This window comes from Streptomyces sp. CBMA123 (assembly GCF_014596465.1).
GTDB lineage: Bacteria > Actinomycetota > Actinomycetes > Streptomycetales > Streptomycetaceae > Kitasatospora.
Genome location: NZ_MECK01000557.1, coordinates 31,203 through 43,493, shown reverse-complemented (window position 1 = coordinate 43,493; position 12,291 = coordinate 31,203). Strand labels below are relative to the sequence as shown.

The window sequence follows — 12,291 nt, the reverse complement described above, 5'->3', positions numbered from 1 at the left end:
GTTGCCGGCCGAGGCGCTCACCGCCGTCCCGTCCATGGCCCTGCTCGGTGACACCAGCGCGGCCGCCGCCACCTTCCAGATCCAGGCGCTGCTCGGCGCCGCCGAGGCCGAGCCGGCCGCGGCGGGCCGGATCGCCCTGGTCACCGCCGTCGACCGGGACGGCGCGGTGGGCTGCGCGGTGCTGCGTCTGCTGAGCCCCGCCGCCACCACCACCGCCACCGCCACCACCACGAACGGAGTGCCGGCATGATCGCCCTGGTCAGCGGCGGTTCCCGGGGCATCGGCCGGGCCGTCGTGCTGCGCCTCGCCCGGGACGGCTACGACGTCGCCTTCTGCTACCGCTCCAACGCCGAGGCCGCCGAGCGCCTGGTCAAGGAGGCCGGGGAGTCCGGCACCCGGATCACCGCGACCCAGTGCGACGTCGCCGACTCCGCCCAGGTCCGCGACTGGTTCGCCCGCACCGAGCGCGAACTCGGCCCGGTGGACGCCGCGGTCACCTCGGCCGGGATCACCAGGGACCGCCCGGTGATCCTGATGCCCGAGACCGACTGGGACCAGGTGCTGCGCACCAACCTCGACGGGGTCTACCACGTGTGCCGCGCGGCGGCCTTCGCGATGAGCAAGCGCCGCAGCGGAGCGATCGTCAACCTGTCGTCGGTGTCGGGCATTTACGGTAACGTCGGCCAGGCCAACTACGCCGCCTCGAAGGCCGGGATCATCGGCTTCACCAAGTCCCTGGCCAAGGAGTGCGGCCCGCGCGGTGTACGCGCCAACGTGGTCGCCCCGGGCCTGATCGCCACCGACATGGTCGGCGACATGTCCGAGGCCGCGCTGGCGCGGATGCTGGGGAGCGTCGCGCTCGGCCGGGTCGGCAAGCCGGAGGAGGTGGCCGATCTGGTCTCCTTCCTGCTGTCCGACCGGGCGGCCTACATCAGCGGGTCGGTCTTCGAGATCCACGGCGGCGGCACGTTCTGATGGTCCGACGAGTGGGGGCGCACATGCCGCAAGCGCAGGGTCCGACGGCCGGAGGCGGCAGAGACCGCTACGACGCGATCGTGGTCGGCAGCGGCCTCGGCGGACTGTCCGCCGCGGCCTACCTGGCCGCCGACGGGCGCAGCGTGCTGGTGCTCGAACAACACGACGTGGCCGGCGGCAACGCCCACGTCTTCCGCCGCCGGCGCAAGTACGAGTTCGACGTCGGCACCCACTACGTCGGCGACTGCGGCCCGGACGGCATGCTCCCGGCCGTCCTGTCCGGACTCGGCGTCCGCGACCGGGTGGTCTTCCGCCCGATGGACAACGAGCAGGGCTTCGACCGGATCATCACCCCCACCGCCACCCTGGACGTGCCGGCCGGCTGGCCGGCCTACCGCGACCGGCTCCGCGCCGCGCTGCCCGAGGAGACCGAGGGGATCGACCGCTTCGTCCACCTCGCCGAGACGGTGGCCGTCGCCACCCGGGAGGCCCTGCTCGGCCGGTCCATGGTCGAGCTGTTCCGCGAGTCCCCGGAGACCATGCGCTGGGCCCGCCGGGCCCGCACCCTCGCCGACGCCCTGGACCACTGCCGCCTCTCCCCCAAGGGCCGCACCCTGCTCGCCGCCCAGGCCGGCAACTACGGCACCATGCCGGACGGCATCCCCTTCGCCGACCACGCCGCCATGCTCGACCACTACCTGCGCGGGGCGTACTACCCGGAGGGCGGCGGACAGGTCCTGGTGGCGGCCTTCGTCGAGGCCCTGGAAGCCCACGGCGGCGAACTGCGCACCCGGTGCGAGGTGCGCCGGATCCTGATCGACCAGGGCCGCGCCACCGGCGTCGAACTCGCCGACGGCACCCGGATATCCGCCCCCCTGGTGATCTCCAACGCCGACTACCGCCGCACCGTGCTCGACCTGTGCGGCGGCGAGCGGGCCTTCCCCGCCGACCTGGTCGCCCGCACCCGCGAGGCCACCATGCGCGGCGCCATGGTCGCGGTGTACGTCGCGCTCGACACCGAGCTGTCCGGCCTGCCCAACGCCAACATCTGGTGGCACGGCAGCGACGACATGGAGGCCGCGCACGCCGCGATGCTCGAGGAGTGCGAGCGCCACGGCACCGTGAGCGAGCTGCCGCAGCTGATGTTCTCCTTCGCCTCCCAGAAGGACCCGGGCGCGGCCGCGGTCTGCCCGCCCGGCCACACCAACTTCCAGGTGCTCACCCTCAGCCCGCCCGGCCACGGATTCTGGGGCGTCCGGGGCGGCCCGGCGGACGGCGCTCGCTACCGTCGCGACGCCGCCTACCAGGCCCGCAAGCAGCAGTTCACCGAGCTGATGGTGACCGCCGCCGAGAAGGTGATCGGCCCCTTCCGGGACCGTGTGACCCACCTGGAGACCGCGACCCCGCTCAGCCACGAGCGCTACGTCCTCAGCTCCGGCGGCACCCCGTACGGCATGGCCAGCTGGGGCAGCCTCAACCAGCGGCCCGACGTGCGCACCGACGTCGAGGGCCTCTTCGTGGTCGGCCAGAGCACCCGCTACGGCAGCGGCCTGGCCGCCGTCGCCGGCGGCGGCACGGTCGCCGCCGGGCAGATCCTCGGCCGCCCGCTGCTGAACGAGGTGGTCGCCGGAACGGTGCTCGGCGACCCCGCCCGGCTGCCCGACCGAGGCCCGGGCTGGGACCCGCTGCTGGTCTCCCGCGGCCTCGCCCGCCGCAATGCCAAGGGCCTCGCCCGGATCGGCTGAACCTCCCCGCCCGCCCTCGCCCGACCAGGAGCAGTGTTCCCATGACCAGTGCCACCACGGCAGACACCGCCACCCCAGGTGCACCGACCGCCGCCGCGCCGACCTTCTCCGTGGTCTCCGGCGCCCAGGTGCACGAGGCCCTCCACGGCCACGAGCAGGACGTCATCGCCACCGTCGAGGCCGCCTACCGGCTGCACGGCGAGGGGCGGACGGTCAACCCGGACTCGTACTTCCTGCGCTTCCCGGACCGTCCGGCCGACCGGATCATCGCGCTGCCCGCCTCGGTCGAGGGCGACGTCGGGGTGCACGGCGTCAAGTGGATCTCCAGCTTCCCGGGGAACGTCGCGGCCGGCCTGCCCCGCGCCTCGGCCGTGCTGATCCTCAACGACGAGCGGACCGGCTACCCCTTCGCCTGCCTGGAGAGCTCCATCATCAGCGCGGCCCGCACCGCCGCCTCCGCCGCCCTGGCCGCCGCCCGGCTGGCCGACGCCCGCGGCGAACGCCCGCGCCGGGTCGGCTTCTTCGGCGTCGGCCTGATCGCCCGCTACGTCCACACCTACCTCGCCGCCAACGGCTTCGACTTCACCGAGGCCGGCGTCCACGACCTCTCCGCCGAGCACGCCCACGGCTTCGCCGACTACCTGCGCCGGGCCGAGGGCGAGGAACTGGCGGTCACCGTCCACGAGAAGCCCGAGGACCTGGTCCGCTCCGCCGACCTGATCGTCTTCGCCACCGTGGCCGGCGAACCGCACGTGACCGACCCGGCCTGGTTCGCCCACCACCCGCTCGTGCTGCACGTCTCGCTGCGCGACCTCTCCCCGGAGATCGTCCTCGACGCCTGGAACGTGGTCGACGACATCGACCACTGCCTGAAGGCCGGCACCTCCCCGCACCTGGCCGAACAGCGCGTCGGCAACCGCGAGTTCGTGGCCGGCACGCTGTACGACGTGCTCACCGGGGCGATCACCCCGCCCGCCGACCGTCCGGTGGTCTTCTCCCCGTTCGGCCTCGGCGTGCTCGACCTGGCCGTCGCCAAGCACGTCTACGACCACGTCCGGGCCGCCGAGGGGCTGCACACCGTGCCCGACTTCTTCCACGAGCTCAAGCGCTACGGCTGACTCGCCACCGGACGCACGACGGACGCCCGCCCCGCACCCCGGGGCGGGCGTCCGTCGTGCGCCGACCGTCCCCGCCCCCGTCAGCAGCCCGTCAGTTGGGCGTCAGCAGCCGGAGCGGAGAATCGCCCCATGAGATCCTTTGCCACCCTGGCCGAGTTCACCGAGGCGACCGGCGAGCACCTCGGCTACAGCGACTGGCTCGAAGTCACCCAGGACAACGTGGACCGGTTCGCCGGCGCCACCGGCGACCTCCAGTGGATCCACGTGGACCCCGAACGCGCGGCCACCGGACCGTTCGGCGCCACCATCGTCCACGGCTACATGACGCTCGGCCTGCTGCCCGCGATGATGCGCGCGATCTTCGAGATCGAGGACGTCACGATGGGCGTCAACTTCGGCTTGGACAAGGTCCGTTTCCCGCACCCGGTCAAGGTCGGCGCCCGGGTCCGCGGCGGCGCCCGGGTCACCAGCGTCCGGGAGACCCCGGTCGGCCACCTGGCCGCGGTGCGGATGACCGTGGAGATCGAGGGCGAGTCCCGCGCGGCCTGCGTGGCCGACACCCTCTCGCTCTTCCTCGCCGACCCAACCCCCGTGGACCAAGAGGGGAGTTAGTACTACCGATTTCCGCCCCCCGTCGCCGCCAGAATGGTCCCCACGGCCACCACGGCCGGGCAACGCGAAGGCACCAGAGAGGAGCGTGTCCATGGACCGCACGATGCAGCTCGGGGCGGACCCGGCACCGGTCGAGATCAGGGGCTTCTCCGCCTCCGCCGGATTCACCGGACTGGGGCGCGCGGTGGCGCTCTGCTGGCTCTCGGTCGCCGCCTTCGGCCGCTCCCTGGGGCTCTCCACCGCGATCTCCCTGGTCGGCTCCGGCCTCGGCCTGGTGCCCCGGTCGATGGAGCGGGTCCGCGCCCTGGCGGCCCGTCAGCGCGCCCTGGCCGAGGACTGGTCGGGCGTCCGCATCCCGGGCCCGCCCGGACCGCTGCCGCCCACCCCCGAGGGCGCCTCCGGGGCCGTCGCCCGCTACCGCTGGATCCTGAGCGACCCGCAGACCAAGCGGGAGTTCACCTGGGTCCTCACCGACCCGATCGTCGGCGGCCTCCTCGCCTTCGGGCCGATCGCCCTGGTGCTCAGCGGCCTCTGGGGCATCTTCCTGGCCTTCTTCGGTGTCCCGCTGTCCCTCGAGTGGGACGGCCTCTGGTACCAGTTCATCCCGATCGACGGTCAGGCCACCGCGGTCCTGGCCGGCGTGCTCGGCCTGCTCCAACTCCCGCTCGCCCTCTGGGTCGCGCCCCGCGCCGTGCGCAAGCACGCCCTCTACACCCGCTCGATGCTCGCCCCGAGCGAGCAGGAGCTGATGGCCAGCCGGATCGAGCACCTCACCACCACCCGCAGCACCGCGGTGGACACCCAGATGGCCGAGATCCGCCGGATCGAGCGCGACCTCCACGACGGCGCCCAGGCCCGCCTGGTGGCGATGGGCATGACCCTGGACGCCGCCGAACACCTCCTGGAGACCAACCCGGACGCCGTCCGCGCCCTGCTGATCGAGGCCCGGGAGTCCTCCACCAAGGCTCTGGAGGAGATCCGCAACCTGGTCCGCGGCATCCACCCGCCGGTCCTCGCCGACCGCGGACTCGCCGACGCGGTACGGGCCTTGGCGATGGTCTGCCCGGTCCCCACCGAGGTCGCGGTGGACCTCCCCGGCCGCCCCGAGATGCCCGTCGAGTCCGCCGCCTACTTCGCCATCTCGGAGATCCTCACCAACGTCTCCAAGCACTCCCACGCCGACCGCGCCTGGATCGACATTCGCTACGATCACGGCATGCTGCGCATCACCGTCACGGACACCGGACGCGGCGGCGCGGACGCCACCCGCGGCACCGGCCTGCGCGGCATCGAACGACGGCTCGCCACCTTCGACGGCGTCCTCGCCGTCAGCAGCCCCGTCAACGGCCCCACCATGGTCACCATGGAGCTCCCTTGCGCATTGTCCTCGCCGAAGACCACTTCCTCCTGAGGGACGGTCTGATCCGCCTCCTCCAGGCCTACGGCCACGAGGTGGCCGCCGCCGTCGACAACGGCGCCGACCTCCTCCGCGCCCTCACCGACCACCAGCCGGACGTCGCCGTCGTCGACGTCCGGCTGCCCCCCAACTTCACCGACGAGGGCCTGCGCGCCGTCCTCACCGCCCGCCGCACCACCCCCGGCCTCCCCGTCCTCCTCCTCTCCCAGTACGTCGAACCCCTCTACGCCCGCGAACTCCTCGCCAGCGGCGGCCGCGGCGTCGGCTACATGCTCAAGGACCGCGTCACCAACGGCTCCCAGTTCCTCGACTCCATCCGCCGCGTCGCCGACGGCGGCACCGCCATGGACCCGGAGGTCATCTCCCAGCTCCTGGTCCGCAAGGAACGCGACGAATCCATCTCCGCCCTCTCCACCCGCGAACGCGAAGTCCTCGAATGGGTCGCCCAGGGCCGCTCCAACGCCGGCATCGCCCAAGGCCTCTTCATCACCGAGAAGGCCGTCGCCAAACACATCAGCAACATCTTCACCAAGCTCAACCTCATCCCCACCGACGCCGACAACCGCCGCGTCCTGGCCGTCCTCGCCTACCTCGACCAGTAGCCCCGCCACCCGGTCCTCCCGCACGGGCGAGGACGGCCTCGGCGGATCGAGTTCCGCCCTGACGCCAAGCGGTCAACTCCCGCGCCGGAAACACAGATTGCACACTGAGCGATCGAGCCACTACGCTCACACCGGGCGACCTGTTCGATGTCCCCGCGTCATGAGACATGACTCCTCCGCCGATTCCTTCGATCGAGCCCGAGCAGTCGTGTAGCTTGCCGTGCTCCCTGGGGTGCTGGTGCTGACACCTTGTTCCCCTCGGGCCGGATGGTGTGCGGCTCGGACGGCATCAGAGGTTCCGGAGGCGACACGCTCCGAGGACCGACACGGGTGGAGGTCGGCGGAAGACATGTCCGCGCTCTCGCTTCGCCTCGCGCGCACGCGCCTGGCGGCAGGACGAAGACATGTCCGATTCATCTGCCGACGTTCACGGAGTGCTGCCGGTGCCCAGCAATGACGCCATGACCATCCTGATTTCCTTGGACCAGGACGAGGTCGCCCTCGTCACGGTCGTTCTCCTGCAAGCAGTTGACGGATGCCGCGCGGTCACGTCGCCGGAAGCCGCGGCACGCCGGGGCTCCGGGGTGACCATCGGTCAGCTGGCGGCCCAGTGGACCGAGATCGCCGAGAGGGAGCTGCACTGCTCGGTCGTGAACATGAACGGCGAGCGTTTGTTCACGGTGCCGCTGACGCCGGAGGGCTGGTACCAGGTTCGCGCCGCGCTCAGCGAGTCGGCCGCACAGCTCTCCCGGCCCGCGAACGGCGGCGAGGCGACCGTCCGCGCGAATCGGGATCGAGCGCGCAGGGCGCTCCTCCTCGCGGACCGGATCGTGGAGGCCACGAGTGAGTGAGGAAGGGGCCGTCGAGGCGGAGGGCGGCTGGCAGCCTTCCCAGTGGACGCTTCCCCGCGCCGCCGCGGTGGACAACCTCGCCGACACGCTTGCCGGAAGGGGTTTCTCGGAGAGCGCGGTCCGAGGGCTGGCACGAGCGGCGGTCCGCCCGGACGAGATGCGCCGGAAGTTGGCCGATGTCGCCGAACTGCGCGTCCAGGGCGGCACCTTGTCGATCGTGGAGACCCGGCTGTGGTCCGCGTCCGTGGTGCCTCATCCGGCCAACCCGCGGGAGTACGGGCGTCGCACCTATGCCCTGGGCGGGAGAGGAGCCGGTCTGGCCATGCCCGAACCCGTCTCGGGCCCGGACCACTGCGCGGAGCTCGAGATCCGGGTCGACAGCCCGAACGTTCTCGCGCAGCGCTTGGAGGACACCAAGGGACGGCTCGTCAAAGAGAATCCTCTTCGCGAGGACATCGGGGTGGAGGGAGTCCTCCAGCCGCTGACCGTCGTCTCGATGACGGTGCACCACCACGACGGACGCCCGTCGGAAACGATGCTGATCGCCGCGGACGGTTCGAGCCGCATCAGTGCGGTGCACGACCTGCTCGGCTACGCGCCGGCGAAGGTCGCCTACGAGTGGGGGAAGGACGACCGGAAGTTCCGGAGGGAGGTCAACTCGCTCGTCCGCCTGACCCAGAAGGTGGGCTGGGAGAACCTCAGTGAGACCGATCAGGCGAAGGTGCGGGTGCTCACCGTCCCCGCACGCGTCGTCGTCGGATTCGTCTCCGACCACCGGGCCCAACTCCGCTTCCACACGGCCGTGCGCAACTTCATCGGCCTCACCCACATTCGCCCGCCCAAGCCGTACAGCCCGGCGGTTGAGAACGAGGCCAAGGCCGATGCCGTGCTCGACACCTTGGCCGAGCCCACTCGAACTCGACCGGCCCGCATCACTGCGGCTGAGAAGCGGTGGTTCGCCGGGACGATCACCGCCCAAGAGGCCGTGGACGAAGGGTGCAGCCGAGATCGCGACGTGCGCGCCGGGGAGATCGTCCGAGCCGTGCTGGGTGCCGGCACGGCACGCCGCGTCAACGACGGCATCCGGTCGCTGACGGCGAAGCAGAAGCCCACGCGCGAGGACCGGGTGGACATCGCCGTCGAGCTGATCCTTCGCCCGGTCAGGACCGAGGAGAACGACGACCCCCACTTCATCCGGCCGCGGCGCGCCGTCCTCCAACGCGCCTACCGGCTCCCGGAGATCGACAGCCTTCCGCATGACAGTCCGCTGGAGGGGGTGGCCGAGGCCGGCCGGTCCCTGGAGGAGCTGCGTGACGACGCCCTGGAAGAGATGAACGGCGGGCTGGGCGACAACGGACGGCTGGGTGTCGCCCAGACCGAGCTCGCGGTCAAAGCCGCCTACTACATGGCACTGGCCAAGCCGATGGCCCTTCAACGCGAGCTCTTCGGCGGGCCGGACGACAATGACGACCGCACCGCGGTAGCCGTCCTGCGCGCCATGCTCTCCCGCCGACGCGGCGTCCTCCAGGCCTACGAGATCGTGCGGGCCGGCCGGCTGGGGCTGAAACTGTACGAGGTCGACGAGGACGGCCTCGTACCACGGAGCTCCGAAGGTGCGCGCGAGCTGACCAACGACCGGGTCCGCCACACCTACAACGGCGAAACCCTGGAGAAAGCGGCCTCGGGCTTCAAAGCCGCGAGTCTGCGCTGGGCCGACGTGACCGTGAGCGTCGACCGACTGAAGGGGGCCGTGGACGTCCTGCGGACCGTCCCCGTCGATCTCGGCGGAGCCAGCCTCGTCGAGCGCGACGGATGGGACTCCCTGGAGGTTACGGCCCTTCGCTCGAAGCTGGACCGCATCTCCCGAACGCTCGCCGATTGGGCGGACCGGTACGACGACCGACGCGGGGCCGAAGCGACAGAGCCCGAGGAGGGGACGTAGCGCACGCCACGGAAGCCAGGTCGCAGCCACGGTTCGAGTGATCACAGGAGCGCCGGCAGAGTACGGCTGCCGATGCCCGCAAGCCGGACGGTGCTGACACAACAGCACCCGGATGCTCTCGGGCGGGCGTCGGCCTGCAAGCTACAGGCCGACGCCCGAACGCCGAGAAATGACAAAAGGCCCAGGTCACGGGCTACGCGACCTGGACCTTCACTGAGCCGCCTGCGGGATTCGAACCCGCGACCTACGCATTACGAGCCCTGCGGTGATCATGACGGCTACTGCCGGCATCGATCACTTGGTGATGAACCCGCAGGTCAGAAGGTTGCAGCGTGTTCCACGATCCCGTCCGAACCGGCATGTGCCACCCCGTCCGCTCACGCATCGCTCACGCAGGAGCGCGGATCCCTTCTCATCGTTTTCGCAGTTCATCCGCGTGTGTCAGCTCGGTGCAGTACACCTGTACCCATGGGGAGTGATGCGTACAAGATGAACGAGGACGAGACCTGTACGGCCTTCGTCCTTCCTGCTCTTGATGCCTCGGGGTGGGAACGGAAGCAGATCCGGTCGCAGTACCCGATCAACAACGGTGGGCTGGTGCCGACCAAGAAGCTCCACAAGCGCGGTGCGCCTCTCCGTGCCGACTACGTCCTGGAGTACATCCCAGACGTACCGCTTGCCGTCGTCGAGGCTAAGCGTTACCGCCGCGATCCCGACGACGGGGTGGAACAAGCAAGGCGGTACGCCAGCAAGCTCGGGCTCTCGTTCGCGTACGCCACCAACGGGTCCGAGATCGTCGAGGTCAGTTTCAGCGGCGACCGACCCACTATCAAGAAGCTGGAACGCTTCCCTACACCAAGCGAGCTTTGGGCTCGCTTCCTTGGAGATCAGGGAGTCGTGGGCACCGCCCATGCTGAGGAGCTGCTCTCCGCGCCCTACGACTACACTTTGCGCAACACGAACAACGCACCGAAGCAGCCCCGTTACTATCAGCGGGTCGCCATCACCAGGGCCCTTGCGGCGCTCGCCCGCAACGAACGCCGCATCCTTCTCGTCCTAGCAACGGGAACGGGCAAGACCATGCTTGCTCTCCAGTTGGTGGCCCGACTGTCCAACGCCCCCGGGGTCTTCGGCGGACGCAAACCGCGTGTCCTGTACCTGGCGGACCGCAACATGCTGGTCGACGACCCCAAGGACCGTTACTTCCTGCCTGTCTTCGGCGAGGACGACGTTCACAAGATCGGCGGCGGAGAGGCCAAACGCGGCCGGAAGGTCTACTTCGCCCTGTACCAGTCACTGGACCAAGGCGAGGCCGAGGCCGAGCTGTTCCGCCAGTACGAGCCCGACTACTTCGACGTCATCATCGTCGATGAGTGCCACCGCGGCAGCGCAAACAGCGACGGACGGTGGCGCAAGGTACTAGAGCACTACTCACCCGCCTTCCAGATCGGCCTCACTGCGACCCCTGTACAGGACGGAAAAAAGAAAACAGACACCTACGAGTACTTCGGAAACCCTGTCTACACATACTCCCTCAGGGACGGAATCCAGGACGGCTTCCTCTCTCCCTATCGGGTGAGCAGGGTCCGGCTAAACGTGGACATGGAAGGCTATAGGCCACGGCCGGGTGAGAAGGACATCTACGGGCGCGAGATTCCGGACAACATTTACGGCCCGAAGGAGTACGAGCGGGTCATGGTGATCCTGGAGCGTACAGAGGTAGCGGCTCAGTACGTGCTCGAACACCTTCGGAATACCGCCGAAGACGGATTGCAGGGCAAGACACTCATCTTCTGCGAGAACAACCATCACGCCGCACGCATGCGTGATGCTCTCTTCAACGCCGCTTCGAAGGAAGTCAGCAGGCTTCCCGATTACGTCGTCCGGATCACCAATGCCGACAAGGAAGCAGGGATGGCCTCGTTGGAGGAGTTCCGCAAGGAAGACTCGAATCAGCCGATCGTTGCCGTCACGTCGAAGCTGCTCTCCACTGGGGTGGACCTGCCGGCTGTGCGCAACATCGTGATCTTCCGGCGCATGGCATCCATGCCCGAGTTCAAGCAGGTCATCGGTCGCGGCACCCGTCTGTGCCCGGAGATCGGCAAGGAATCATTCGACGTCATCGACTTCGTGGAGGCAACACGACTCTTCGACGACCCCAGCTTCGATGGTCCTGCACTCAAGGTCGTAGAGGACATCACCGATGAGCAGGGGGCCATCGTGGAGTCGGAGGACATCACGCCCCCAGCCGAAGAGGTTGAGGAACCCGACACGGAAACAGTGGCCGAGCCTGAGTCCTCCTACAAACAGGAGGAAGGCGGCACCCTCGACGAAGCACGGGGCTCGGGGAACAACATCACCGATCCGGACCAGATCGAACGAATCCAGGCGCTAGGACGCCGCTACACAGTCAAGGGTGTCGACGTCTACAAGTGGGGTGAGCGGCGGTACCGGTTGGCCGATGATGGACGCTCGATGCAGCTGGTCAGCATTGAACAATGGGTGCACGACAGGGTCCTGGAACTCAGCTTGGAGCCTGGGGAACTGCGTACTCAGTGGGCCCAGGCGAAAAGCCGCGGTCTCCTCATCACGCTCCTCAAGGAGAACGACATCGATGTCGAGAGGCTGCCCGAAGATATGGCCAACCCCGACGTCGACCCCATCGACCTACTGCTCAACGCAGCATGGGGTCTGCCTCTCGTCAGCCGCGACGAACGGCTGGTCCGGTTCCGCAAGGAGCACCGGGTCTTCATGGAGTCCTTCTCGGAGCAGGCGCGAGAGGTTTTGGAGAGCATGCTCCATAAGTTCGTCGAGTCAGGTTCGCCTCAGTTGAAGGCGGACACCCTGAAGGTGCCGCCGTTCAGCAAGATGGGACGGGTAGTGGAACTCACGCGGCGGTTCGGCAAGGGGAACGCAGCACATGAGGCGTTCGACGATCTTGCGGCACGCCTACTGAGCGCCTCATAGCAAACTTTAGTTTGATGTTAATAGATCCACGGAACATAAAGTGGACTTGTACTTCGACGCCC

At 69.2% G+C, this 12,291-nt stretch carries 9 protein-coding genes and 1 pseudogene; all 10 read left to right on the top strand.

The features are described 5' to 3' along the window. Positions 1–250 (top strand): annotated as a pseudogene (locus tag BG452_RS37180) (hypothetical protein); the annotation flags it as partial. Next, the gene (gene fabG, locus BG452_RS37175; protein WP_188308762.1) at positions 247–975 is read left to right on the top strand and encodes a 3-oxoacyl-ACP reductase FabG; all 729 of its coding nucleotides are present in this window, start codon (positions 247–249) and stop codon (positions 973–975) included. The pseudogene BG452_RS37180 and the gene fabG, both read left to right, overlap by 4 nt. 23 nt (positions 976–998) lie before the next feature. Then, on the top strand, positions 999–2,720 hold the full coding sequence (locus tag BG452_RS37170; protein WP_188308761.1) for a phytoene desaturase family protein: 1,722 nt from the start codon (positions 999–1,001) through the stop codon (positions 2,718–2,720). 41 nt (positions 2,721–2,761) lie between these two features. Further along, positions 2,762–3,838, top strand: a complete 1,077-nt coding sequence (sbnB, locus tag BG452_RS37165) for a 2,3-diaminopropionate biosynthesis protein SbnB (RefSeq protein ID WP_188308760.1) — start codon at positions 2,762–2,764, stop codon at positions 3,836–3,838. Between the two features lie 129 nt (positions 3,839–3,967). Continuing rightward, complete coding sequence (locus BG452_RS37160; RefSeq protein WP_188308759.1) at positions 3,968–4,450, top strand: MaoC family dehydratase; 483 nt, start codon at positions 3,968–3,970, stop codon at positions 4,448–4,450. Between the two features lie 91 nt (positions 4,451–4,541). Beyond that, entirely contained in the window at positions 4,542–5,861 is a 1,320-nt protein-coding gene (locus BG452_RS37155) for a sensor histidine kinase (RefSeq protein WP_188308758.1), read from the top strand. Continuing rightward, the gene (locus BG452_RS37150) at positions 5,825–6,469 is read left to right on the top strand and encodes a LuxR C-terminal-related transcriptional regulator (protein WP_188308757.1); all 645 of its coding nucleotides are present in this window, start codon (positions 5,825–5,827) and stop codon (positions 6,467–6,469) included. Before BG452_RS37155 ends, BG452_RS37150 begins: the two co-directional genes overlap by 37 nt. A 443-nt stretch (positions 6,470–6,912) precedes the next feature. Further along, positions 6,913–7,320: a hypothetical protein gene (locus BG452_RS37145; RefSeq protein WP_188308756.1), complete on the top strand. Its 408-nt coding sequence runs from the start codon at positions 6,913–6,915 to the stop codon at positions 7,318–7,320. Beyond that, the gene (locus tag BG452_RS37140) at positions 7,313–9,262 is read left to right on the top strand and encodes a hypothetical protein (RefSeq protein WP_188308755.1); all 1,950 of its coding nucleotides are present in this window, start codon (positions 7,313–7,315) and stop codon (positions 9,260–9,262) included. The genes BG452_RS37145 and BG452_RS37140 overlap by 8 nt, the downstream gene beginning before the upstream one ends. A 468-nt stretch (positions 9,263–9,730) precedes the next feature. Continuing rightward, entirely contained in the window at positions 9,731–12,229 is a 2,499-nt protein-coding gene (hsdR, locus tag BG452_RS37135) for an EcoAI/FtnUII family type I restriction enzme subunit R (protein ID WP_411293078.1), read from the top strand. Positions 12,230–12,291: the final 62 nt, after the last annotated feature.